Source organism: Pseudomonas sp. JQ36, assembly GCF_053851495.1.
The window spans coordinates 5,392,333-5,417,303 of the sequence record NZ_CM132642.1; the positions used below are offsets into that span (position 1 = coordinate 5,392,333).

21 protein-coding genes and 1 riboswitch are annotated in these 24,971 nt (G+C 61.9%); of the genes, 14 read left to right on the forward strand and 7 right to left on the reverse strand.

Annotation, left to right across the window (positions count from 1 at the left end; genetic code table 11):
* Positions 1-67: 67 nt before the first annotated feature.
* Positions 68-1,489, forward strand: a complete 1,422-nt coding sequence (gene hldE / locus ACS4NR_RS24340; protein WP_456018535.1) for a bifunctional D-glycero-beta-D-manno-heptose-7-phosphate kinase/D-glycero-beta-D-manno-heptose 1-phosphate adenylyltransferase HldE — start codon at positions 68-70, stop codon at positions 1,487-1,489.
* 90 nt (positions 1,490-1,579) lie between these two features.
* On the opposite strand, the gene ACS4NR_RS24345 is transcribed toward hldE, so the two are convergent.
* The 4 genes from ACS4NR_RS24345 to ACS4NR_RS24360 all read right to left on the reverse strand — a co-directional run bounded on the left by ACS4NR_RS24345 (position 1,580) and on the right by ACS4NR_RS24360 (position 5,102).
* Complete coding sequence (locus ACS4NR_RS24345) at positions 1,580-2,548, reverse strand: metal ABC transporter ATPase (protein ID WP_456018536.1); 969 nt, start codon at positions 2,546-2,548, stop codon at positions 1,580-1,582.
* Between the two features lie 31 nt (positions 2,549-2,579).
* The gene (locus ACS4NR_RS24350) at positions 2,580-3,392 is read right to left on the reverse strand and encodes an aldo/keto reductase (protein WP_456018537.1); all 813 of its coding nucleotides are present in this window, start codon (positions 3,390-3,392) and stop codon (positions 2,580-2,582) included.
* On the reverse strand, positions 3,389-4,564 hold the full coding sequence (locus ACS4NR_RS24355) for an NAD(P)/FAD-dependent oxidoreductase (protein WP_456018538.1): 1,176 nt from the start codon (positions 4,562-4,564) through the stop codon (positions 3,389-3,391). The genes ACS4NR_RS24350 and ACS4NR_RS24355 overlap by 4 nt, the downstream gene beginning before the upstream one ends.
* 205 nt (positions 4,565-4,769) lie before the next feature.
* Entirely contained in the window at positions 4,770-5,102 is a 333-nt protein-coding gene (locus ACS4NR_RS24360) for a DMT family transporter (protein WP_003221050.1), read from the reverse strand.
* A 102-nt stretch (positions 5,103-5,204) separates the two neighbouring features.
* Here ACS4NR_RS24360 and ACS4NR_RS24365 point away from each other — a divergent pair, with 102 nt between their 5' ends.
* The gene (locus tag ACS4NR_RS24365; RefSeq protein ID WP_346651167.1) at positions 5,205-6,107 is read left to right on the forward strand and encodes a LysR family transcriptional regulator; all 903 of its coding nucleotides are present in this window, start codon (positions 5,205-5,207) and stop codon (positions 6,105-6,107) included.
* Between the two features lie 11 nt (positions 6,108-6,118).
* On the forward strand, positions 6,119-7,393 hold the full coding sequence (gene waaA, locus ACS4NR_RS24370; protein WP_456018539.1) for a lipid IV(A) 3-deoxy-D-manno-octulosonic acid transferase: 1,275 nt from the start codon (positions 6,119-6,121) through the stop codon (positions 7,391-7,393).
* Between the two features lie 108 nt (positions 7,394-7,501).
* Here waaA and ACS4NR_RS24375 read toward each other — a convergent pair whose 3' ends face one another.
* A complete protein-coding gene (locus ACS4NR_RS24375) occupies positions 7,502-8,935 on the reverse strand; it encodes a TolC family outer membrane protein (protein WP_253151811.1) in 1,434 nt (477 codons plus the stop codon).
* A gap of 205 nt (positions 8,936-9,140) precedes the next feature.
* A riboswitch (TPP riboswitch) is annotated at positions 9,141-9,246 on the forward strand.
* A 147-nt stretch (positions 9,247-9,393) separates the two neighbouring features.
* On the opposite strand from ACS4NR_RS24375, the gene thiC reads away from it, so the two are divergent.
* Both thiC and cytX read left to right on the forward strand, forming a co-directional pair.
* On the forward strand, positions 9,394-11,283 hold the full coding sequence (thiC, locus tag ACS4NR_RS24380; RefSeq protein WP_064585677.1) for a phosphomethylpyrimidine synthase ThiC: 1,890 nt from the start codon (positions 9,394-9,396) through the stop codon (positions 11,281-11,283).
* A gap of 187 nt (positions 11,284-11,470) precedes the next feature.
* Entirely contained in the window at positions 11,471-12,763 is a 1,293-nt protein-coding gene (gene cytX / locus ACS4NR_RS24385) for a putative hydroxymethylpyrimidine transporter CytX (protein WP_183783720.1), read from the forward strand.
* Here the strand turns inward: cytX and ACS4NR_RS24390 are convergent.
* Positions 12,732-13,478, reverse strand: coding sequence for an RsiV family protein (locus tag ACS4NR_RS24390; protein ID WP_456018540.1), 747 nt, complete (start codon positions 13,476-13,478; stop codon positions 12,732-12,734). The two genes, cytX and ACS4NR_RS24390, sit on opposite strands and share 32 nt — an antisense overlap.
* Before the next feature lie 228 nt (positions 13,479-13,706).
* Here ACS4NR_RS24390 and ACS4NR_RS24395 point away from each other — a divergent pair, with 228 nt between their 5' ends.
* The 9 genes from ACS4NR_RS24395 (at position 13,707) to ACS4NR_RS24435 (ending at position 23,080) form a co-directional block, all read left to right on the forward strand.
* Positions 13,707-14,324: an NUDIX domain-containing protein gene (locus tag ACS4NR_RS24395; protein ID WP_064387810.1), complete on the forward strand. Its 618-nt coding sequence runs from the start codon at positions 13,707-13,709 to the stop codon at positions 14,322-14,324.
* A complete protein-coding gene (locus ACS4NR_RS24400) occupies positions 14,315-14,767 on the forward strand; it encodes a DUF1249 domain-containing protein (RefSeq protein WP_007967395.1) in 453 nt (150 codons plus the stop codon). Before ACS4NR_RS24395 ends, ACS4NR_RS24400 begins: the two co-directional genes overlap by 10 nt.
* Positions 14,768-14,866: 99 nt before the next feature.
* The gene (gene cpdA, locus ACS4NR_RS24405) at positions 14,867-15,682 is read left to right on the forward strand and encodes a 3',5'-cyclic-AMP phosphodiesterase (RefSeq protein ID WP_456018541.1); all 816 of its coding nucleotides are present in this window, start codon (positions 14,867-14,869) and stop codon (positions 15,680-15,682) included.
* Positions 15,683-15,851: 169 nt separating this feature from the next.
* Positions 15,852-16,460, forward strand: a complete 609-nt coding sequence (locus ACS4NR_RS24410) for a YqiA/YcfP family alpha/beta fold hydrolase (protein ID WP_456018542.1) — start codon at positions 15,852-15,854, stop codon at positions 16,458-16,460.
* A gap of 42 nt (positions 16,461-16,502) precedes the next feature.
* On the forward strand, positions 16,503-18,410 hold the full coding sequence (gene parE / locus ACS4NR_RS24415; RefSeq protein WP_095138100.1) for a DNA topoisomerase IV subunit B: 1,908 nt from the start codon (positions 16,503-16,505) through the stop codon (positions 18,408-18,410).
* A complete protein-coding gene (locus ACS4NR_RS24420; protein ID WP_456018543.1) occupies positions 18,410-19,399 on the forward strand; it encodes an esterase-like activity of phytase family protein in 990 nt (329 codons plus the stop codon). Before parE ends, ACS4NR_RS24420 begins: the two co-directional genes overlap by 1 nt.
* Complete coding sequence (locus ACS4NR_RS24425; RefSeq protein ID WP_027611396.1) at positions 19,396-19,920, forward strand: retropepsin-like aspartic protease family protein; 525 nt, start codon at positions 19,396-19,398, stop codon at positions 19,918-19,920. Before ACS4NR_RS24420 ends, ACS4NR_RS24425 begins: the two co-directional genes overlap by 4 nt.
* 7 nt (positions 19,921-19,927) lie before the next feature.
* Positions 19,928-22,201 carry a DNA topoisomerase IV subunit A gene (parC, locus tag ACS4NR_RS24430; RefSeq protein WP_095138103.1) on the forward strand — a complete coding sequence of 758 codons (2,274 nt, stop codon included), beginning with the start codon at positions 19,928-19,930 and terminating at the stop codon, positions 22,199-22,201.
* A gap of 168 nt (positions 22,202-22,369) precedes the next feature.
* Positions 22,370-23,080 (forward strand): PqiC family protein, encoded by a 711-nt coding sequence (locus ACS4NR_RS24435; protein ID WP_456018545.1) that lies wholly within the window; start codon positions 22,370-22,372, stop codon positions 23,078-23,080.
* A gap of 253 nt (positions 23,081-23,333) precedes the next feature.
* Here ACS4NR_RS24435 and ACS4NR_RS24440 read toward each other — a convergent pair whose 3' ends face one another.
* Positions 23,334-24,848 carry an AhpA/YtjB family protein gene (locus ACS4NR_RS24440; protein ID WP_095138105.1) on the reverse strand — a complete coding sequence of 505 codons (1,515 nt, stop codon included), beginning with the start codon at positions 24,846-24,848 and terminating at the stop codon, positions 23,334-23,336.
* Positions 24,849-24,971 lie beyond the last annotated feature (123 nt).

Below are 24,971 nucleotides of genomic sequence, written 5' to 3' on the forward strand. Positions count from 1 at the left end.
GCACGCAAGCCTGCGCCAACCCTGTGTTAATATCGCGCCCCTGTTCATTTTGTATGTGGGTTGCTCCATGAAGTTGTCCATGCCGCGATTCGATCAAGCCCCAGTCTTGGTGGTCGGCGATGTCATGCTCGACCGTTACTGGCATGGTGGAACCTCACGGATTTCCCCTGAGGCACCGGTTCCCGTCGTAAAAGTCGAGCAAATCGAAGACCGCCCGGGCGGTGCTGCCAACGTTGCCTTGAACATTGCCGCGCTGGGTGCGCCGGCGTCGCTGGTCGGTGTGACCGGTGATGACGAAGCCGCCGACAGCCTGAGCAACAGTCTCAAGGGTGCGGGCGTACGCGCGCTGTTCCAGCGCATCGCGCATCAGCCGACCATCGTCAAACTGCGGGTCATGAGCCGCCACCAGCAATTGCTGCGTATCGACTTCGAAGAACCGTTTGCCACCGATGCGCTGGCCCTGGCCTCGCAGGTCGATGATCTGCTCGAAGGCATCAAGGTGCTGGTGCTGTCGGACTACGGCAAAGGCGCGCTGAAAAACCATCAGGCCCTGATTCAGGCGGCCCGGGCCAAAGGCATTCCGGTGCTGGCGGATCCCAAGGGCAAGGATTTTTCGATCTACCGTGGTGCCAGTCTGATCACGCCGAACCTCAGCGAATTCGAAGCCATCGTCGGCGGTTGCGCCGATGAACACGAGTTGGTGAGCAAGGGCGCCGCCCTGATGCACGATCTCGAACTCGGCGCATTGCTGGTCACTCGTGGCGAACACGGCATGACCCTGCTGCGTCCGGAGCATCCGGCGCTGCATTTGCCGGCCCGTGCCCGTGAAGTGTTCGACGTGACCGGTGCCGGCGACACGGTGATTTCCACCCTGGCGGCGGCGATTGCTGCCGGTGAAGAGCTGCCGCACGCGGTGGCGCTGGCCAATCTGGCGGCGGGCATTGTGGTCGGCAAGCTCGGTACTGCGGCGATCAGCGCCCCTGAACTGCGCCGTGCGATCCAGCGTGAAGAGGGCTCGGAACGTGGCGTATTGGGGCTGGAGCAACTGGTACTGGCGGTGGCCGATGCTCGCGCGCACAACGAGCGCATCGTCTTCACCAACGGCTGCTTCGACATTCTGCACGCCGGGCACGTGACCTACCTCGAACAGGCGCGCGCCCAGGGCGACCGGCTGATCGTGGCAATCAACGATGACGCCTCGGTCAGCCGCCTGAAAGGGCCGGGTCGTCCGATCAACAGTGTCGATCGACGCATGGCGGTACTCGCCGGCCTCGGCGCGGTGGACTGGGTGATCAGCTTCCCCGAAGGCACCCCGGAAAACCTGCTGCGCGAGGTCAGGCCGGATGTGCTGGTCAAGGGCGGTGATTACGGTATCGACCAAGTGGTCGGCGCCGATATCGTCAAGGCTTACGGCGGCACGGTGAAAGTGCTGGGGCTGGTGGAAAACAGCTCGACCACCGCGATCGTGGAAAAAATCCGCGGTCACTGATTCAAGCTGAAAAGATCGCCGCCTGCGGCAGCGCCTACATTGGAATGCGTTTCCCTGTAGGAGCTGAGGCAGGCGGCGATCTTTTGCGTTTCAGGAGCTGACTTTTTTGCGCGGCACGATCTTCTTCAGCAACTGCTTTGCCTTGCCGCGCAACTGCGCCAATCCGGTAGGTTTCTCTGGCGGCGTCAGGCCTTGCTGGCGCAGCCAGTCCTTCCAGCGAATCCGCTCCTCGCGCACCAGCCAGCCATCCTGTCTGGCAAAGCTTTCGGCCAGATACAGACCGCGCGTGCCTGCCGGATAAAGCTGACCTTTCTTCAAGGTATACAGCTCGGCCAGCGGTTCGCCGTCCTGCAGCGGCATCAGGTACAGATCGGGGCGCTTGCGGTCCAGTCGCGCCACCAGTTGATCACCCTCCAGCCGCTCATCGACATGAAACAGACTCAAGGATTTGGCTTCCTTGGGCACGTCCAGGCGCAAGTCGTAGATCAGTTGCAGCGATGCTGTCGGCAGATGCACGTAGGCCCGTGGTCGTTCGAGCAGTTGCAGATTGGCGCAGCGCACCGGTCGTGCCGAGCCGGACAGCGGCGTCAGGCGAAACGGCAGGGCCTCGCGATAGTGCAGCGCGGAGGAGTAGGGCGCCGGTAGCCAAGTGTCGTTGAAACGCCCACCGAGCCAGCCTTCCGGGGTTTCCAGCAGACACTCTTCGGCAATTTCCTGAATCGCCGTGTGTAGCGGGATGTTCAGCTCATGAGCCGGCACGTAACCGGAAATCAGCTTGAGCACGACGTCCCCACGATCCTGCCGACGCTGGCGCACCAGCACCCAGTAATCGCGATTCTGCCAATGCAGGGTCAGGCGCACCGAGACCCCGAGGTTGGCCAGTTCCACCGCGAAGCGCTCGGCATCCGCCACGCTCACCGGTTTGCGCCGCTGCAGGGTCTGGGCGAAGTTCAGCGGCATGCCGACGCTCTGATAGGTCAGGCCTTCGGGCGTAGCTTCGACGTACAGCGGCAGAGTCTTGAAGTTGCTCGGGTTCTTTCTGATGAGCGTGCGCGGCATGTCGGCTCCTGCTTAAGGCCGCGGGGCGGCGTCAGTGACCACGAAGGACCTGGGCAACGGTCGCAACGTTATGGACGAGGTGCAGCGGATTGATCGTCCCGACAATAGCACTGGCCACGCCGGGCTGCTGGAACAACAACTCGAAGCTGGCGCGCACCGGATCCACGCCCGGACTCAGGCATACGTGGCCGCTGGCCAGGGCTTTTTTCACCAGAATGGCTTTGCCGTGGGCAGCAGCATAGTCAATGACTGCCTTCTCGTTCTGTTCGTTCAGATTGTAGGTGACCATCGCGCAGTCCCCTTGCTCCAGCGCCTTGAGTCCACCTTCGACGGTTTTGCCGGAGAAGCCGAAACCGCGAATCTTGCCCTCGGCCTTGAGTGCAGCGAGGGTGGCGTAGACCTCCTCGTGTTCGAGGATCGCCAGGTCGTTGCCGTCGGAGTGCACCAGCACCAGGTCAATAAAATCGGTTTCAAGACGTTGCAGGCTGCGCTCCACCGACATCCGCGTGTGCGCCGCACTGAAGTCATGGCGCGACAGGCCGTCGGCAAACTCTTCACCGACCTTGCTGACGATCACCCAGTCTTGCCGCTGGCCGCGCAACAACGGGCCGAGGCGTTCTTCGCTGCGCCCGTAGGCCGGGGCGGTGTCGATCAGGTTGATGCCCAATTCGCGTGCCTGCCTGAGCAGCATGCGCGCGGCTTCGTCATCGGGAATCTGAAAGCCGTTGGGGTATTTCACCCCTTGGTCGCGGCCCAGTTTGACCGTGCCCAGGCCCAGCGGCGAGACCGTCAGGCCGGTGCTGCCCAGTGGGCGGTGCAGTTCGTGCAGGTTCGCGATAGTCATGGCAGCAGTTGCTCCCAGGCTGGAACGCCCATCGGTGGTTTTGGCAACGCCGGCAAAGGTTCGGCGGCTTGTGGCTGAATGCCGTCGCGCTCCAGCGAGGTGATGACCCGGTCAGCAAAGTCTGGCGCCAGTGCGAGTTTGGTCGGCCAGCCCACCAGCAAGCGCCCCTCTTCGGCGAGGAAGGCGTTGTCCGGGCGGGTCAGGCCGGTTTGCAGAGGTTCGGCGCGGTCGACGCGCAAGGTCGCCCATCGCGTGGTACTGAGGTCGATCCACGGCAACAGCTGTGCGATCTCCTTTTGCGCCGTGGCGATCTGTTCGGCAGGTTCGCGGGCCACGCCTTCGCTTTCGGCGATGTCACCGCCCATGTACCAGACCCACTGACCGTCGGCGGCCGGGTGCGTGGTCACGGTGATCCGCGGTTTGGTGCCGCCGCCCAGGCAATGGGCGTACAACGGTTTGAGGCCCGGGCCTTTGGCGATGATCATGTGCAGCGGCCGGCGTTGCATCTGCGGATGGGTCAGGCCCAGGTCTTCCAGCAATCGGGCAGTGCCGGCGCCGGCACTGAGGACGATGCGCTGGGCGCGGATTTCACGACCGTCGACCTTCAGACCGACCAGCACACCGGCTTCCAGCAGCGGCTCGATGGTTTGCCCGGCGAGCAGACCGTCACCGGCCAGATCGGCCAGGCGCTGGATCAGGCTCGGCACGTCGACCACCAGTTCGGCGAGGCGATAGACCTTACCCTTGAAGCGCTTGTCTTGCAGGGCCGGCGGCAGTTGATCGCCCTTGACCTGATCGACCCGGCCACGCACGGCCTTGCTGGCGAAGAAACTGGTGAGGTTGCCGGCGAGTGTGCCGGGCGACCACAGGTAATGCGCTTCGGACAACAGGCGCACGCCGGTCAGGTCCAGCTCGCCGTTGCCGGCCAGCGCTTCACGCCAGCGGCGCGGCATGTCGGCGATGGCTTCCGAGGCGCCGGTCAGCGCACCGTGCAACGCATATTTGGCGCCGCCGTGAATGATGCCCTGGGACTTCACGCTCTGCCCGCCGCCGAGACTGGCGCTTTCCACCAGCACGGTCGAAAAACCCTGACGGCGCAGACGCGCGTTCAGCCAGAGGCCGGCGACACCAGCGCCGACAATCAGAACGTCGGTGGAAATAACGGATGGCATGCAACGACCTCAGTGTTCAAGACGAGGGCGCAGTATACAGACTCGGGAAAGAGCGGGATTTGTCGATGATCAACAGGGCAGATGCAAAACCAAATGTGGGAGCGGGCTTGCTCGCGAATGCGGTATGTCAACAACATTTCTGTTAACTGACACACCGCATTCGCGAGCAAGCCCGCTCCCACAGGGGGATTTGCGTTACTGCAAATCAGTGCCCGGCAGTCTTGGAGAACAGCTGGATGACCACCACACCGAGCACGATCAACGCCATCCCGAGCATCGCCGGCACGTCCAGCTTCTGCCCATAAATGAACAGCGCCGCGACGCTGACCATGACGATGCCCATGCCCGCCCACACGGCGTAGGCGACTCCCACCGGCACAGTGCGCACCACCAGCGTCAGCATCCAGAACGCGATGCCGTAGCCGACGATCACCAGAATCAACGGCAGCGGGGTGCTCAGGCCTTTGACCGCTTTCATCGAAACGGTGGCAATCACTTCGGCGCAGATGGCGATAGCCAGAAAGGCGTAGGCGTTCATGTGTAGATCCTCATGTAAAACGTTGCTTGCTGAGGCGGCATTCTAGTCGCTCGCCAGATGGGGTAAAGTCATTACCTATCTGTTTTGAAGATGGGCCGCTGCATGAATACCCTGTGGAATCTGGAACAACTGCGCGCCTTCGTCAGCGTCGCCGAACAACGCTCGTTTTCTGCGGTGGCGCGCGAGCAGCGCAAGGCGCAGTCGGCGATCAGCAGTGCGATTGCCATGCTGGAAGACGATTTGGGCGTCAGCCTGTTCGAGCGTAGCAGTGGTCGTTCGCCCAGGCTCACCGAAGCGGGCGAAGCCTTGCTCGAAGAAGCCCGGGAAGTGCTGCGTCAGTGCGAGCGCCTCAATGGTCGGGCGATGGCGATGATGCGCGGTCAGGAAGCGCAGTTGCGCGTGGCTCAGGATGAAGCCATGCCGTATCAGGCACTGGTGGAAAGCTTCGATGCGCTGGCCGAGCAATTTCCCAGCCTCGAAGTGCAACTGACCAGCGCCGCTCAAGGTGAAGTCGCACGCAAACTGGTCGAGCGTCGCGCTGATCTGGGCCTTCTGTTCTATCACGACGAAATTCCCGAAGCGCTGGAGCGTCGGGTTCTGGGTCGGGTGGAAATGGTCACGGTCTGCGGCATCAATCATCCGCTGGCGACGCAGTCCTACGTCACCTGCCAGCAACTGGCGCAGCATCGGCAATTGTTGATGTCGACGCAAACCAGCGTCTACCCCGGCAACGAACCGGCCAGTCCGCAAGTGTGGCGCGCCGACAGCTTCTACGTGATGGCCGAATGGCTGGTGCGCGATCTCGGCTGGGCCTGGCTGCCCCGGCATGTGGTGCAGTACTCGGCTTATCAGGGCCTGATGGTCGAACTGGACAGCGAATGGACCCCGCCGGCGCTGGTGGTGGAGCTGGTCTGGCGCCGGGATGAACCCCTCGGCCCGGCTGCGCGCTGGCTGGCTGAACGTTTTGCCGTGCACTTGCGGGCGATTGGCGACAAAAGTCGATAAACTCCGCCGCCATGAATAGAACTCTCTACACCGCGCTGTTTTACCTGGGGCTGCCATTGGTGGCGATTCGGCTGTGGCTACGCTCGCGCAAGGCCCCGGCGTATGCCAAGCGGATTGGCGAGCGCTTCTCCTACGGGATGCCACCACTGCAGCCCGGCGGGATCTGGGTGCACGCGGTGTCGGTGGGCGAAAGCATCGCCGCTGCGCCGATGATTCGCGCCTTGCTGCAACGTTATCCACGGCTGCCGATCACCGTGACTTGCATGACCCCGACCGGATCAGAACGGATACAGGCGCTGTTCGCCAACGAGCCGCGCATCCAGCATTGCTATCTGCCATACGATTTGCCGTGCGCAGCGGCGCGTTTTCTTGATCACGCCAAACCGAAACTCGCAGTGATCATGGAAACCGAACTGTGGCCCAACCACATTCATCAGTGCGCCAAGCGCGGGATTCCGGTGGCGCTGGCCAACGGCCGGTTGTCCGAACGATCGGCCCGGGGCTATGGCCGCTTCAGCAAGCTGACCGCGCCGATGCTGGCGGAAATGAGTTTTTTCGCGGTGCAGACCGAGGCTGAAGCCCAGCGCTTCCGCGATCTCGGCGCGCGTCCGCAGACGGTCGAGGTCACTGGCTCGATCAAGTTCGACCTGACCATCGACCCGCAACTGCTGCAGCGCGCCCATGAGTTGCGCGGCCAATGGCAGGCGCTGGAGCGCCCGGTGTGGATCGCTGCGAGTACCCACGAAGGCGAAGACGAAGTGGTGCTCGACGCCCATCGCCGGCTGTTGGCGAACTACCCGAATGCATTGCTGATCCTGGTGCCGCGCCATCCCGAGCGCTTCAACTCGGTGTTCGAGTTGTGCCAGCGCGAAGGCTTTGCCACTGTGCGCCGTTCCACCGGTGCCAACGTCGAGGCGGACACTTCAGTGCTGCTCGGCGACACCATGGGCGAGTTGCTGTTTCTCTATGCGCTGGCCGACAGCGCTTTCGTCGGCGGCAGCCTGGTGCCGAACGGCGGGCATAACCTGCTGGAGCCGGCGGCCCTGGCCAAACCGGTAATCAGCGGCCCGCACTTGTTCAACTTCCTCGACATTGCCGCGCAGTTGCGCGAGGCCGGGGCGCTGGCCGAAGTGGATGATGCCGAAGGGCTGGCGGTGGAAGTGCAGCGCCTGTTCGAATTGCCGCGCGATGCCCAGCGCATGGCCGAGGCGGGGCTGGCGGTGATGCGGCGTAATCAGGGTGCGCTGCAGCGGTTGCTGGATGGGTTGGCCCGGTTGATCAAGTAAGTCAGCACGCCAAAGAGCAAAAAAGATCGCAGCGTGCCGCAGCTCCTACAGGAAAATGCATTCCAATTGTAGGAGCTGCGGCACGCTGCGATCTTTTGCTTTTCAGGCTTAAGGGCGCGCCTTGAGCTGCGCTTCGGCTGCCTTGGCCAGATCCGGCGGGAGGAAATCCTTGTCTGGGTTGTAGTCGGCCTTCAGATAGCGCGCCAGGTCCTGCAAGTCACCCGGATTCAACGTTCCTGCCGCCTGCTTCAGACGCAGGTTGTCGAGGATGTAATCGTAACGGGTGTTGTTGTAGTTGCGCACCGAGGTGTACAGCTGGCGCTGGGCGTCGAGCACGTCGACGATGTTGCGCGTCCCCACCTGATAACCGATTTCCGTGGCTTCCACTGCGCTCTGGTTGGAGATGATCGACTGGCGGCGCGCCTGTACCTGCTCGACATCGGTGTTCACCGCGCGGTGCAGATTGCGGGTGTTTTCCACCACTTGCCGGCGCAGGGATTCGCGCTGTTGCTCGCTCTGATCCAGTTGCGCATAGGACTGGCGCACTTGCGAACTGGTCAGCCCGCCACTGTAGATCGGGATGTTCAGTTGCAGGCCCAGGGTGCTTTGCTCGACGTTGCCACTGTACGGCGTACCGAAGGCGTTCGGGTTGGCGAAACCGAGGGCGTCGTTGTCACCCTTTTCATATTTGGCCACGGCATCGAGGGTCGGCAGGTGACCGGCCTTGCGCTGTTTGAGGGTCTGTTCGGCGGAGCTGACCGCAAAGTTGCTCGCCAGCAGATTGAGATTCTGCTTGCCCGCGGTTTCGACCCAGGCCTTGGCGTCGTTTGGCGCCGGAGGCAGGATTGGCAGCGTGTGGACGATGCCCTGAATCGAGTTGTACTGACGGTTGGTCAGGGTGATCAGCGCTTCGAACGCATCGTCGACCTGACGCTGGGCGACAATGCGGTTGGCGCGCGCGGTGTCGTAACTGGCCTGCGATTGCAGGACGTCGGTCTTGTCCGACAGGCCGACATCGAAGCGCTCGTTGGACTGGTCGAGCTGACGTTTGAACGCGGCTTCTTCAGCCTTGGTCGAGGCCAGATTGTCCTGGCTGCGCAGCACGTTGAAGTAGCTTTCGGCCGATTGCAGGATCAGGTTCTGCTCGGTGGCCGACAGTTGCAGCGCGGCTTGTTCGTTGACGTCCTTGGCGGCCTGATACTGGAACCAGCGGTCGGCGCGGAACAAGGGCTGGGCCAGGGTCGCCTGATAGGAATGCGCGCTGCGATTGGCAATGGCTGAAGGCTGGTCGATCGAGGTGCGCACATCCGCCACTTCGGCGCCGCCGGACAGGTTAGGCAGCAACCCCGCGCGGGCCTGCGGCACCACTTCTTTCTGGGCCCCGTACTGGGCGCGGGCGGCGGCCAGATCGGCGTTGTTGTCGACGGCTTCCTGATAGACGCTGACCAGATCGGTCTTGGTCGACAAGGGCGCTTCTGCTGCCCAGGCCATTGCGTTGGACGCACAAGACACGGCAAGAGCCAGTGAAAGTTTGCGCAGCATGAGGCGATCCCTAGCAAAAATATTACGGAAATAATGTGCGCGCCAAGGCTACGGCGCGGCCCCGGCAGCGTCAAGGCGCGCAGAGCACAGCGAGTGTAGTTGCGCAATCGTGCGGCAACAATCCTGCAAGTCCCGGTAATTGCGCCATTCATCATGGTGTTTGCCGCGGTGTTGGCGTTCTTTGCCGGTTGTGTCTAGACTGGCCGGGTTCTTGTCGGGGTGCCTTGCTATGAGGCTGAGATCGAATAATTTCGGATCCCGTTGAACCTGATCAGGTTAGCGCCTGCGTAGGGAACAAGATTTCTCGTCACCCGGCGAGTCCTCTTGTGCTTCGTCCGGGAAATTGTTCGACAATCGAACGCTCGACGACGATGCACAGCACCAGTCCTGGTGCGTCCGTGCCTTTCAGGTTCTGCTCCGACAATCCATTTGCCTGGATGCTGTCTGGAGAGCCCGTGATGACTACAAAAGCAAAAAACGCGATCAACCTGAGTGACTCGGCCAAGGTCGATGAACAGTCGGTTCAGCCGTTCACCCGTTCGCAAAAAGTCTACGTTCAGGGCTCGCGCCCGGACATCCGCGTGCCGATGCGCGAAATCACCCTCGATGTGACGCCGACCGATTTCGGCGGTGAAATCAACGCGCCGGTCACCGTCTATGACACCTCGGGCCCGTACACCGATCCGAACGTGGTGATCGACGTGCGCAAAGGTCTGGGTGACGTGCGTTCGGCGTGGATCGATGACCGTGGCGACACCGAGCGTTTGCCAGGCCTGAGTTCCAACTTCGGTCAGGAACGCCTCGCCGATCCTGAACTGACCAAACTGCGTTTCGCTCACGTCAACAACCCGCGCCGCGCCAAGGCCGGGGCCAACGTCAGCCAGATGCACTACGCGCGCAAAGGCATCATCACCGCCGAGATGGAATACGTCGCCATCCGCGAAAACATGAAGCTGCAAGAGGCCCGCGCCGCTGGCCTGTTGAACCAGCAACACGCCGGCCACAGCTTCGGCGCAAGCATCCCGAAAGAAATCACCCCTGAGTTCGTCCGCGAAGAAATCGCCCGTGGTCGCGCGATCATTCCGGCCAACATCAACCACGTCGAACTGGAACCGATGATCATCGGCCGTAACTTCCTGGTGAAGATCAACGGCAACATCGGCAACAGTGCTCTGGGTTCGTCCATCGAAGAAGAAGTGGCGAAACTGACCTGGGGCATTCGCTGGGGTTCGGACACCGTGATGGACCTGTCCACCGGCAAACACATTCACGAAACCCGCGAATGGATCATCCGCAACTCGCCGGTGCCGATCGGTACCGTGCCGATCTATCAGGCGCTGGAGAAGGTCAACGGCGTCGCTGAAGACCTGACCTGGGAGCTGTTCCGCGACACGCTGATCGAGCAGGCCGAGCAGGGCGTCGACTACTTCACCATCCACGCCGGCGTGCTGTTGCGCTACGTGCCGCTGACCGCCAAGCGCGTGACCGGCATCGTTTCCCGCGGCGGTTCGATCATGGCCAAGTGGTGCCTGGCGCACCACAAAGAGAACTTCCTTTACACCCACTTCGACGAAATCTGCGAAATCATGAAGGCCTACGACGTCAGCTTCTCGCTGGGCGACGGCCTGCGTCCGGGCTCGATTGCCGACGCCAACGACGAAGCGCAATTCGGCGAACTGGAAACCCTCGGCGAGCTGACCAAGATCGCCTGGAAACACGACGTGCAGTGCATGATCGAAGGCCCGGGCCACGTGCCGATGCAGTTGATCAAGGAGAACATGGACAAGCAGCTGGAGTGCTGCGACGAGGCGCCGTTCTACACCCTCGGCCCGCTGACCACCGACATCGCTCCGGGTTACGACCACATCACCTCGGGCATCGGCGCGGCGATGATCGGCTGGTTCGGTTGCGCCATGCTCTGCTACGTGACGCCGAAGGAACACCTCGGCTTGCCGAACAAGGATGACGTGAAGACCGGGATCATCACCTACAAGATCGCGGCGCATGCGGCGGACTTGGCCAAAGGGCATCCGGGCGCGCAGATTCGTGACAACGCCCTGAGCAAGGCGCGTTTCGAGTTCCGCTGGGAAGACCAGTTCAACCTCGGTCTGGACCCGGACACCGCGCGTTCGTATCACGACGAAACCCTGCCGAAAGACTCGGCCAAGGTCGCGCACTTCTGTTCGATGTGCGGGCCGAAATTCTGCTCGATGAAGATCACTCAGGAAGTCCGCGAGTACGCGGCCAACCAGCGGATTGACGCGGTCGACGTGGACGTCGCCCAGGGTCTTGCGGAGCAGGCCGAGCGGTTCAAGAAGGAAGGCAGTCAGCTGTACAAGAAGGTTTGATCTGACCTGAAGTCTGCGGTGTCTGTGCTGGCCCCTTCGCGAGCAAGCCCGCTCCCACATTTGAATTCAGTTGTTCACGAAACTTGTGTTCACAGGCGATCCAGTGTGGGAGCGGGCTTGCTCGCGAAGGCGTCAGAACAGGCACCAAGGATCTCAATGACAAAAATACTCCTCCGAGATAACACCCTTGAGCATTCAACCCGGCACTTATTCCCCCGACCTCGCCGTACCCGCCGACAAGCGGGTGTTCGGCGGTCGCGATCTGTTTTCCCTGTGGTTTTCCCTCGGCATCGGCCTGATGGTGTTGCAGACCGGTGCCTTGCTCGCGCCTGGTCTGGGCCTCTCCGGTTCACTGCTGGCGATCTTCCTCGGCACGCTGGTTGGCGTTCTGCTGTTGGCCGCTGTCGGCGTGATCGGCAGCGACACCGGTCTGTCGTCGATGGCCGCACTGAAACTGAGCCTCGGCCACAAAGGCGCGAGCCTGCCGGCGCTGCTCAACCTGCTGCAACTGATCGGTTGGGGCTCGTTCGAAATCATCGTCATGCGTGATGCCGCCAGCCTGCTCGGCACTCGCGCGTTCAGCGAGGGTTCGCTGTGGGCCAGCCCGATGCTCTGGACCTTGTGCTTCGGTGCGCTGGCGACTTTGCTCGCGGTCAGCGGGCCGCTGACGTTCGTGCGCAAGATCCTGCGTAAATGGGGTATCTGGCTGATCCTCGCCGCGTGCATCTGGCTGACCTGGAATCTGTTCGCCAAGGCTGATCTGGCGGCACTCTGGGCGCGGGCCGGGGACGGTTCGATGCCGTTCGCCGTGGGCTTCGACATTGCCATCGCGATGCCGCTGTCGTGGCTGCCGCTGATCGCCGATTACTCGCGTTTCGGCAAGCGTGCGAAGAACGTGTTCGGCGGCACCGCCATCGGTTTCTTCATCGGCAATTTCTGGTTGATGAGCCTCGGCGTGGCCTACACCCTGGCGTTCGCGCCGAGCGGTGAAGTCAATGCGTTGCTGCTGGCACTGGCCGGGGCCGGTCTGGGCATTCCGCTGTTGCTGATTCTGCTGGATGAGTCGGAAAACGCTTTCGCCGATATTCATTCGGCGGCGGTATCGAGCGGGATTCTGTTGCGCCTGAAAGTCGAGCATCTGGCCTTGGCCATCGGCGTGATCTGCACCCTGATTGCACTGCTGGCGCCATTGGCGCAGTACCAGAACTTCCTGTTGCTGATCGGTTCGGTGTTCGCGCCGCTGTTCGGCGTGGTGCTGGTGGATCACTTCATCCTGCGCAAGCGCAGTGCTCAGGTGGCGTCAGCCGCGTTGCGCTGGCCGGCGCTGTTGGCGTGGCTGGGCGGGATCAGCACCTACCACTTGCTGGCGAATCTGTACCCGGACGTCGGTGCGACCCTGCCGGCACTGGTGCTGGCAGGGCTGTTGCAGCTGGTGCTGGGGCGAGCCTTCAGTTACGGCCCGGAAACAGCTCGGGTTTGACGATGCCTTTCAGACGCGGGTAAGGGATCTTCAGTTCGACGTGGCCCAGTGCGTAAGGCGCAATGGTGCTCACGTCGTACTTGAGGATCACGCCACCGTAGGTCAACGCCACATTCGGGGTTTTGACGAACGGCCAGCTCTTCACGAAATCCGCTTCCTGATCGAGCTTGGTGCTGATCAGCCAGCTGTTGTGCGCCACTTGCGCCGCTTTCCAGAACGCTTCTTCCTGACCCGGCAGCAACATGTCCGACAGGTTCAGCACTTTATGCTGCTGGCGCGAGTAGTTGATGAAGCCGCGCCCCGGGGTGCCATGGGCGCCGCCGGTGTCGAGGTAGCTCGACAGTTCGATGATCACCAAGCCGTCATGCTGCTCGCGTACCTTGGCTTGTAAATAGCTGCTGTTGCGCGGGCCGGCGTTGCGCAGGAATTGATCTCGGTAGGCGGCCAGGGTTGGCGCTACCGGCGCGTTCGCTTCAGTGCGGGTCATTTGCAGCAGACGTTTTTCGATGATGCCGTCCAGTGCAGGTTCGGCCGCGAAGTGCAGGGTGTCGATGTTCACCAGCGGGCAGTCCGGGTTGGAGCAGCCGGGTTTCAAAGTTTCCGACGCGTCGCGGGTGGTTTCCAGCGGCGTGCGGTAGTTGGGCTGGAACAGGTTGGCGCAGGCACCCAGGGTCAGGGCGATGGCGGCCACAGAGGCAATTTTGAAAAGCGACATGGGCGTCCTTTCTGAAACAGGGGAAGGCAAAAAGTTATCCGCTTCGACCCTCGCCGAAGCAGTCAGTTCGCCACTAAGCTAATTAGAGTGGGTTTCGCCGCCACCGTCCATCCCGCTGACGGTAAAGGGGCTGCATCAAACCGTTCGGGCGCGTTAGGATGGCGCGAAGTCGAGGTTGCCACTCACGCAAGGCAGCCTCGTAATGGAATTGCAGTAAAGAGGATGCTCATGACTGATTTTGCCAACGCCATTCCGACCGCCGTGGATATCGTGCGGCGCGAAAAATGCTACGAGGGCTTTTACAAGCTCGACCGTGTTCACCTGCGCCATGAATTGTTCGCCGGGGGCATGAGCCGCGAAATCAACCGTGAAATCTTCGTCCGCCACGATGCCGTGTGCATGCTGCCATACGATCCACAGCGCGACGAAGTGGTGCTGATCGAGCAGTTTCGCATCGGCGCCATGGGCAAGACCGACAACCCGTGGCTGGTCGAACTGGTCGCCGGTCTGATCGACAAGGATGAGCAACCGGAAGAAGTTGCTCACCGCGAGGCGCAGGAGGAAGCTGGACTGGACATCAAGGCCCTGTGGCCGATGACCAAATACTTTCCGTCACCGGGCGGCAGCAACGAATTCGTGCATTTGTACCTGGGGCGTTGCAGCACCGAAGGCGTAGGCGGCCTGCATGGGCTGGAGGAAGAGGCAGAAGATATCCGCGTCACGGTCTGGGCCTTTGAAGATGCCTTGCAGGCCGTCCGTGACGGACGCATTGCCAACGCGGCGAGCATCATCGCCTTGCAATGGCTGGCGCTGAACCGCGCCGAAGTGAGGGGGTTATGGTCGTAAACAAGCTGCGCGATCGCTATCGAGTCGACCTCGCCGGGCTGCAAGCCGCCTGCGAGGCCAACTACGCGCGCCTGATGCGACTGGTGCCGGACATGCGCAACGACCCCGAGGCGCGGCGCATCGCCGTGACCCAGGGCGAGCAGATGCTCGGCGTGCTGGCCCTCGAAGTGCTGCAGACCTGCCCGTACACCACCACTTTGCAGGTGCGTCAGGAACACAGTTTGCCGTGGCTGCCGGTGCCACAACTGGAAGTGCAGGTCTACCACGATGCGCGGATGGCCGAAGTGATCAGCGCCGAGCATGCACGACGCTTTCGCGGCATCTATCCTTACCCGAACGCCGCCATGCATCAGCCGGATGAAAAGGCCCAGCTCAATCTGTTCCTGGGGGAATGGCTGAGCCATTGTCTGGCCCTGGGGCACGAGTACGAAGTCGTACGCTAGTTGTGAACTGCGTCCGGTTCGCCGGTTTCCCCTTTGCGCCATCCCCCAGCATAATTGCGGCACTCAACCGATTCCGTGCTTTTGCCCTGGGAGAACGCCTTGCCGAGCGTATCCACATTGACCACCGCCGATCCGGCGCTGCTGGTGCAGTTATCCGACAGTCATCTGTTCGCCGAGGCGGGCGGCACGCTGCTGGGCATGAACACCCGCGAGAGCCTGCAAAAGGTCATTGAGTTGGTGCTGGGGCAGCAGCCGCAGATCGATCTGATGCTGGCCACTGGCGATATCTCTCAGGACGGCACGCTGGAGTCATATCAGCTGTTTCGCCAGATGAGCGCGCAGATCGATGCACCGGCGCGCTGGATTCCCGGCAATCACGATGAACCGCTGATCATGGCGGAGGCCGCGGTGCAAAGCGCTCTGCTGGAGTCGGTGGTCGATATCGGCAACTGGCGCGTGACCCTGCTCGATTCGGCGGTGCCGGGTTCCGTGCCGGGGTATCTGCAGGACGATCAGTTGCAACTGCTGGCGCGCTCGCTGAGCGAAGCCCCGGACCGCCATCATCTGGTGTGCTTCCACCATCATCCGGTGTCGATCGGATGCCCGTGGATGGAGCCGATCGGTTTGCGCAATCCCGAGGCCTTTTTCGACGTGCTGGACCGTTTTCCACAGGCCCGCGCGGTGCTGTGGGGGCATGTGCATCAGGAAATCGACCGCGAACGCAATGGCGTGCGGCTGATGGCCTCGCCATCGACCTGCATTCAGTTCGAACCGGGCAGTCACGACTTCAAGGTCGGTGAGCAGGCGCCGGGTTATCGCTGGTTGCGGCTGCTGCCGGACGGGCGGCTGGAAACTGGCATCGAGCGCGTTACCGACTTCCAATTCACTGTCGATTACGGCTCCAACGGTTACTGAAAACCGCGTCGCGCCCTTCGCGAGCAAGCCCGCTCCCACAAAGGATCTGTGCCGTTCGCAAATCCCTTGTGGGAGCGGGCTTGCTCGCGAAGGCGTCCTTACAAACACCCACGATCCCCCTGACTCCCTGTAAACTCCGCTATCTTTCGCCGACACCCAGGGAGCTCCAATGTCCGGTTCGATCCTCTATATCCACGGTTTCAACAGCGCCCCGGCCTCGAAAAAGGCCTGCCAGCTGGTCGAGGTGATGGAACGGCTGGGTTTGAGCGACCAATTGCGTGTCCCGGCGCTGCATCACCACCCGCGTGAAGCCATCGGTCAGTTGCAGCAGGCGATTGCCGAGCTGGGCCGGCCGTTGCTGGTGGGAAGCTCACTCGGCGGCTACTATGCGACTCACCTGGCTGAGCGCCACGGCTTGAAAGCCCTGCTGGTCAACCCGGCGGTCAGCCCGCACCGGATGTTTGACGGCTACCTGGGCACACAGAAAAACCTGTATACCGATGAGACCTGGGAATTGACCCACGACCATGTGACGGCCCTGGCCGAGCTGGAAGTGCCGGCACCCGTGGATGCACAGCGTTATCAGGTGTGGTTGCAGACCGGCGATGAAACACTGGATTATCGCCTCGCCCAGCAGTATTACCGGGCCTGCGCCTTGCGCATTCAGGCCGGCGGCGACCATGGTTACCAGGGGTTTGCCGGGCAATTGCCGGCGTTGCTGAGTTTTGCCGGCATTGGCGCCGATTTGTATCAGGCAATCGACTTCACCGCACTGTGAAGTCTTGCCCTTTTTTCATTGAATCACTGACGACGAGACCCTATGGCCACTCCCAGCGCTAGCTCTTATAACGCCGACGCCATCGAAGTCCTCTCGGGCCTCGACCCGGTGCGCAAACGCCCCGGCATGTACACCGACACCAGTCGGCCGAACCACCTCGCCCAGGAAGTCATCGACAACAGTGTCGACGAAGCCCTGGCCGGCCACGCCAAATCGGTGCAGGTCATTCTGCACGCCGATCACTCGCTGGAAGTCAGCGACGATGGTCGCGGCATGCCGGTCGACATTCACCCGGAAGAGGGCGTGTCGGGGGTCGAGCTGATCCTCACCAAGCTGCACGCGGGCGGCAAGTTTTCCAACAAGAATTACCAGTTCTCCGGCGGTCTGCACGGGGTGGGTATTTCCGTGGTCAACGCCCTGTCGACCGAGGTCCGGGTGCGCGTGAAGCGTGACGGCAACGAATACCAGATGACCTTCAAGGATGGCTTCAAGGCCACCGAGCTGGAAATCGTCGGCACCGTTGGCAAGCGCAACACCGGCACCAGCGTGTACTTCGCGCCGGATCCGAAATACTTCGATTCACCGAAGTTCTCCATCAGCCGCCTCAAGCACGTGCTCAAGGCCAAGGCTGTGCTGTGCCCGGGGCTGCTGGTCAGCTTCGAAGACAAAGGCACCGGCGAGAAAGTCGAATGGCATTACGAAGACGGTCTGCGCTCCTATCTGGTGGACGCAGTCAGCGAATTCGAACGCCTGCCGGACGAGCCGTTCTGCGGCAGCCTGGCCGGTAATAAAGAAGCGGTGGACTGGGCGCTGCTGTGGTTGCCGGAAGGTGGCGACGCGGTGCAGGAAAGTTACGTCAACCTGATCCCGACGGCGCAGGGCGGTACCCACGTCAACGGTCTGCGTCAGGGCCTGCTCGATGCGATGCGTGAGTTCTGCGAATTCCGCAGCCTGCTGCCGCGCGGCGTGAAGCTGGCGCCGGAAGACGTCTGGGAGCGCATCGCTTTCGTACTGTCGATGAAAATGCAGGAACCGCAATTCTCCGGCCAGACTAAAGAACGTCTGTCGTCCCGTGAAGCGGCGGCGTTTGTCTCCGGGGTGGTCAAGGACGCCTTCAGCCTGTGGCTCAATGCCAACCCGGAAACCGGTCTGGCGCTGGCCGAACTGGCGATCAACAACGCCGGTCGCCGCTTGAAAGCGAGTAAAAAGGTCGAGCGTAAACGCGTTACCCAAGGCCCTGCGCTGCCGGGCAAACTGGCCGACTGCGCGGGTCAGGACCCGATGCGTTCCGAGCTGTTTCTGGTCGAAGGTGATTCCGCCGGCGGTTCCGCCAAGCAAGCGCGGGACAAGGAGTTCCAGGCGATCCTGCCGTTGCGCGGCAAGATCCTCAACACTTGGGAAGTCGACGGCAGCGAAGTGCTCGCCAGCCAGGAAGTGCATAACATCGCCGTGGCCATCGGGGTCGATCCGGGCGCGGCAGACATGAGTCAGCTGCGCTACGGCAAAATCTGCATCCTCGCCGACGCCGACTCCGACGGTCTGCACATTGCGACCTTGCTCTGCGCGTTGTTCGTCCAGCATTTCCGCCCGCTGGTGGATGCCGGTCACGTCTACGTGGCGATGCCGCCGCTGTATCGCATCGACCTTGGCAAAGAGATTTACTACGCCCTCGACGAAGCCGAACGCGACGGGATTCTTGACCGTCTGGTGGCTGAGAAGAAGCGCGGCAAACCGCAGGTCACCCGATTCAAAGGTCTGGGTGAAATGAACCCGCCGCAGTTGCGTGAAACCACCATGGACCCGAACACCCGGCGTCTGGTGCAACTGACCCTGGGCGAGGATTTTGCCGAAACCTCGGAAATGATGGACATGCTGCTGGCGAAGAAACGCGCCGGCGACCGCAAGACCTGGCTCGAATCCAAAGGCAACCTCGCCGAGGTGCTGGCCTGATGCGGTTTGGCTGGGCCTTGGCGGGTGTGTTGCTGCTGAGTGCGATGAGTGTGTCGGCGGAGCCGTTGCAGGAATTGCGCGTGCTCTCCGAACACCCGGTCGTCGGCATGCGCGGTGGCAACCTGTCGGGGCTGGCCATGTGTGGCAGCGAGTTGTGGACGGTGTCGGATCGCGATGACGACCAGATCTATCGGCTCAATACCGCCGATCAGGTCTGGCAGGCCGAGGCTTTGCACATCGACGTGCCTCTGGTGCCGGAGACCGGTTTGCCGTGGGGATTACGCTCGCGCAATTGGGCCGCGTCGTTCGTGCGCGGTGGCGATCTGGATTTCGAGGGCATCAGCTGCGACAGCGCCGGCAATCGCTACATTGTCAGCGAGGGCCACGCGGCGGTCTTGCAGGTGCCCGTCAGCGGCCCGGTCAACTGGCTGAAGATTTCGCCGATGATGGTTCGCGAAGCGCGGGCCAGTGGCATGCTCCTGCATTTCAATGCGATCTTCGAAGGTCTGGCGATCAACCCGGCGGGTGATCAGATGTGGCTGGCCGGCGAACGGCAAAACCGGGGCTTGCTATTGATCAAGCGTCAGCAGACGGTGTGGGATTGCGACGGTCGTTGCGTGCTGCTCAGCGAGGGCGGCAAGCAGATGCAGCCGCCGCAGTTCCCGAAGGCCAGAGCGGTCGACCGCGACTTTTCCGACCTTTCGTTGTTCAACGGCAAATTGTTTACCCTTGAGCGCAACGCCTTCCAGATTTGTCGGCGCGATGCGCAGACCGCCAAGGTCGAGCGTTGCTGGTCGTACGCCGCTGAATTGTTGCAGGCCAACCGCCGTTACTCGCAGAACTTCGGGCTGGAAGAAGCGCTGATCGTTGACGCTGATGGTGCATGGGTCGGCGTCGACAATAATTTCGGCCCGCGGGCCGACGGCGAGGTTCGCCCGGTCGTCTGGCGCTTCGCCGCGCCTGAAGGTGGCTGGAGCGCCAAACCGTGAGTCAGCAACCGCCGGGCAAGCGCGCCGGCCGGGTGTTGATGATTCTGGCCTGGTGCGCGGGGCTGTTTCTAGCCACGCGGTTTTTCGGCCAGTGGGAAGAGCGTCAGCAGAATCCGAACGTGGTGGTCACGTCCGAGCAGCATGGCGGCGTGATCGAAGTAAAGCTGGCCGGCAACGCCCAAGGGCATTTTGTCGCCAGTGGCCAGATCAACGGTGAGCCGGTGGAGTTCATGCTCGACACCGGCGCGACCGATGTGGCGATCCCGGCGGATCTGGCCAAACGGTTGAAACTGGAAGAAGGTTTCGGTGTGACCCTGAGCACGGCCAACGGCCTGAGCCAAGGCTACCGGACAAAGATCGACCGCCTGCAACTGGGCGACATCGTGCTGCGGGATGTCCGCGCACTGGTGGCGCCGGGGCTGCATGGCGATCAGGTGCTGCTCGGCATGAGCGCCCTGAACAAACTTGAATTTACCCAGCGCGGTGGCACCATGCTGCTGCGCCAGACAACGAACCGATGAGGCCCGCATGAGCGACTCCCTTGATCTCAGCCTGGACGGTGTAGAACGCCGCTCGCTGGCTGACTTCACCGAAAATGCCTACCTCAACTACTCCATGTACGTGATCATGGACCGTGCCCTGCCGCATATCGGCGACGGCCTGAAACCGGTACAGCGGCGTATCGTCTACGCCATGAGCGAGCTGGGGCTGGACGCCGATTCCAAGCACAAGAAATCGGCGCGTACCGTCGGTGACGTGCTCGGCAAGTTCCACCCGCACGGCGACTCGGCGTGTTACGAAGCGATGGTGCTGATGGCCCAGCCGTTCAGCTATCGCTACACGCTGGTCGACGGCCAGGGCAACTGGGGTGCGCCGGACGATCCGAAGTCCTTCGCCGCTATGCGTTACACCGAAGCACGCCTGTCGCGCTATTCCGAAGTGCTGCTCAGCGAGCTGGGCCAGGGCACGGCCGACTGGGGCCCGAATTTCGACGGTACCCTGCAGGAACCGCTGGTGTTGCCGGCACGTTTGCCGAACATCCTGCTCAACGGTACCACCGGCATTGCCGTGGGCATGGCCACCGACGTGCCGCCGCACAACTTGCGCGAAGTCGCCACTGCTTGCGTGCGTCTGCTCGATGAGCCGAAAGCCACGGTCGAACAGCTCTGCGAACACATTCAAGGCCCGGACTATCCGACCGAAGCGGAAATCATCACGCCGCGCGCCGACCTGCTGAAAATGTACGAAACCGGCAAGGGCTCGGTGCGCATGCGCGCCGTGTACCACGTCGAGGATGGCGACATCATCGTCACCGCGCTGCCGCACCAGGTCTCCGGGGCCAAAGTGCTGGAACAGATCGCCGCGCTGATGCAGGCCAAGCCGTCGAAAGCGCCGCAGATCGCTGACCTGCGTGACGAGTCCGACCACGAAAACCCGTGCCGCATCGTGATCATTCCGGTCAATAGCCGCGTCGATCACCAAGCGCTGATGCAGCACCTGTTCGCCAGCACCGAGCTGGAGTCGACCTACCGGGTCAACGTCAACATCATCGGTCTGGACGGCAAGCCGCAGCTGAAAAACCTGCGGGCATTGCTGGTCGAATGGCTGGAATTCCGCGTGCTGACCGTGCGTCGCCGCCTGCAATTCCGCCTCGACAAGGTCGAGCGTCGCCTGCATCTGTTGGACGGTTTGCTGATCGCTTACCTCAACCTGGATGAAGTGATCCACATCATCCGCACCGAGGAGCACCCGAAAGCCAAGCTGATCGAGCGTTTCGCCCTCAGCGAGATCCAGGCCGACTACATCCTCGACACCCGCCTGCGGCAGTTGGCACGTCTGGAAGAGATGAAGCTGCGCGACGAGCAGGATGAACTGCTCAAGGAACAAGCCAAGCTCCAAGCCCTGCTGGGCAGCGAAGCCAAGCTGAAGAAGCTGGTGCGCACCGAGCTGCTGAAAGACGCTGAAACCTACGGCGATGACCGTCGTTCGCCGATCGTCGAGCGTGCTGAAGCGAAAGCGCTGACCGAGCACGATCTGCTGCCGAACGAGAAAGTCACCGTCGTGCTGTCGGAAAAAGGCTGGATCCGTTCGGCCAAAGGTCATGACATCGATGCCACCGGCCTGTCGTACAAGGCCGGCGATGGCTTCAAAACCTCGGCGGCGGGGCGTTCCAACCAGTCTGCCGTGGTGATTGACTCCACTGGCCGCAGCTATTCGGTCGCCGCGCATACGTTGCCGTCGGCGCGTGGCCAGGGCGAGCCGCTGACCGGCCGTCTGACCCCGCCACCGGGCGCGACCTTCGAATGCGTGCTGATGCCGGAAGACGATGCGTTGTACGTGATCGCCTCCGATGCCGGTTACGGCTTCGTGGTCAAAGGCGAAGACCTGCAAGCCAAGAACAAGGCCGGTAAAGCCCTGTTGAGCTTGCCGAACAACGCCAAGGTGATCGCGCCGCGTCCAGTGGCCGATCGTGAGCAGAACTGGCTGGCTTCGGTCACGACCGAAGGTCGCCTGCTGATCTTCAAAATCAGCGATCTGCCACAATTAGGGAAGGGCAAAGGCAACAAGATCATCGGGATCTCCGGTGAACGCGTGGCCAGTCGCGAAGAGTATGTCACGGACATCGCCGTGCTTCCGGAAGGCGCCACTCTGGTGCTGCAGGCCGGAAAACGGACCCTGTCGCTGAAAGCCGACGACCTCGAACACTACAAAGGTGAACGTGGCCGTCGTGGCAATAAGCTGCCAAGGGGCTTCCAGCGGGTCGATGCGCTGCTCGTCGAAAACCTCAATCAGGCGTCCTAGAGAGCTCGATCTACGATTTAACGCGTAGATCGACGCTTTGGCGCTGGAGTCGGAACGCATATTCACGGATGATATGGCCTTTCCAAGCGCCGGCGTGGCCGAGCGTTCTTCATATTTATTGAGTATTTTCACTGTGGTCAGCCTTGTGGCGGCCACCTGGACGGGATGATGACTGCTCTGCGCCCCCTTATTTTCCTGCTCGCCGGCGTTTTCGGCCTGGCGGGTTGCAGCGTTCACCAGCCGGTGTCGCTGTATCAGCTGGACAGCGGAAGTCCGGCTCAGCCTGCGCAAAGCACAGGCATGGCGGTTTTGTTGGGTCCGGTAGTCATTGCTGATTACCTGCAACGTGAAACTTTGCTGCAACGTCAACCGGATGGCAGCCTGCAAGCCTCGACCGACGGTCGCTGGGCTGGCAGCCTTTCGTCGGATATCGATCAATTGCTGATGCGTCAGGTGGCCGGTCATCTGGACAGCCAGCGTGTGGTATTGGCACCCGCTACTCTGGGGTTTGCTCCGGATGTGCAGGTATTGCTGACCATCACGCGTCTGGACTCCGGTGAGAAACAACCGGCGATCCTCGATGCGCAATGGCGTCTGATCGACCGTCGTGGGCAGGTGCGCGACAACCGCATCGTTCATCTGCAGGAGCTGCATGCCGGCACCACGGCTTCGCAGGTGCAGGCTCAAGGCATTCTGCTGCAGCGTCTGGCCGAGCAGTTGTCGGTGGCGCTCAAGCCACTGGCCAACCAGCCTCCAGTGGCCGAGGCACCGCGTAAGGCGGCGCCAAAACCGGCAGCGCCGGCGACGGAAGCCGAGAAGCAGCCGAAGATTCCGATGGCATCGCCGATTCGTACCGATATGGAAGTGTTCCGCTTCTGAGTGTGGTTTGAGTCAAAACAAAGCCCGCCTTGTGCGGGCTTTGTTGTGTCTGGGGGCTGGAGGATAGTTGTCGTCAGTGCTGACGCCTTCGCGAGCAAGCCCGCTCCCACATTTGATCAGCGGCGGGCACACACCCTGTGGGAGCGGGCTTGCTCGCGAAGGGGCCGGAACAGGCGCCATAAAAGATCGCAGGCAACAAAAAAGCCCGCAGACGATCGCTCGTCTGCGGGCTTCTGTGTTTCGGGCCTGAGGCTTACGCCCGGCGCTCATGCATCCGCGCCAGTTGTCGCTCAAGCATCGACGGATACGGCTCCATCAAGCGCTCGACACAGCAAGCGCCTTCCGGGCTGGCGATCGGACGGATCCGCGCACGCTGGCGAATCAGCGCGTCGTCACCGATCTTGCGCTCGACCAGCAGCAGGTTGCGGCTGTGTTGCGACAGGGCCAGTGCATCCTGAGCCGAATCGGTCAGCAGCAGGTCGATCTGGCTCAGGCCGAACAATTCGTCGCCCAGGGTCAGGCCCAGTTGCAATTGCAGGGTGATGCCGCTGTCGGCGACTTCGATCTGCAACTGATGGCCCAGCGCCCGCAGCAACTCGCCGCAGCAGATCGCATTGGTCAGGTAGTCGTCACCGCTGTCTTCAGTGTGGAACAGCATCAGTGTGCTGCCATCGTTCAGGGTTTCGATTTCGCCCTGATACAACGAAGCGGCCTGATCGAGGCAGTCGCGATAGCGCTCCAGCAACTCTTCCAGACGGGCACGCGGCAGGCGACGCAATTGCTCTTGCGAACCCAGCTGGATCGCCAGCACCGCACTGTGCTGCGGCACGCTCGGGGTCGCTTTACGCGGCACCGGAACAGCTTCGGTCAGCGACTCGTCGCGCAGATCGGCAAACGGATCTTCGTCGTCATCATCGTCTTCAACGGTGCTGACCACGTGGCGCGGTGCCGGTTTTTGCGCGGCCATCGGGCGGGTTTCGTCAAAGCTCGGGTCACGCAGGTTGCGCACTTCGAACTCTGGCTCATCTTCGTCTTCGAACTCGGGTTCCGGCTCTGGCTCGGGTTCCGGTGCAGGCTCCGGCGCGAAGTTGGCGTGCAGCTGACGCGCCAGATCGCCGATTTCGTCCTGACGATCTATGCCCGGCGTGTGTTCGTCGATGCGCCGCAGCCAGACGCGCAATTGCAGCAACGGCGTCGACAGATAGCGACCCATGCGCAGGCTCAAGGCCAGCGACAGCGCCAACAGAATCGCACTGAGAATGCCCATGCTTTGCAGGCTGATGGTCATCGGCTGCTGGAACTGATCCATGTCCAGGCTGATGCGCAGTTGCCCGGCGGTCACATCCTGGAAGGTGATCTTGCTCTCGTACATGCCTTCGGCTTCGCCCAGCAGGCTGTGCTTGGGACGCTGACCGGATTCGGCGAGGATGCGGTTGTCCACGCTATAGATGGCCGCGTGGGCCACCAGCTTGTTCTTGGTCAGGTTGTTGAGCAGCACGTTGAGGCTGAGGATGTCGTTGGACACCAACAGTTCCGTGGCGGAAGTGGCGGTCTGCGTGGTCAGGCTTTCGCCCAGCGCATCGGCCTGCTCGTGCATGGCCTGCTTGAACTGCAAGCCCATTACCCCGGCATAGATCACCAGGGCCAGAGCGACCAGGATCACGTTATGGCTGGCAATGCGCAATGCAATCGGTACACGGCGATGGCGCAGTGCACGGAAGATCAGCAGGAAGAAGTTATCGGTTTTAACTGGCGTGGGCCGGTTCACTGAGCTCGGCTCTTTTGTCCGTGAAGTTGACGCGCAGTATAGCGACAGGCCCTAGACCGGCAAAGCGCTCACGGTGCCCGATGGTCACTGAAAGTGGGTAGAATGCGGTTTTTTTCCAGTTGC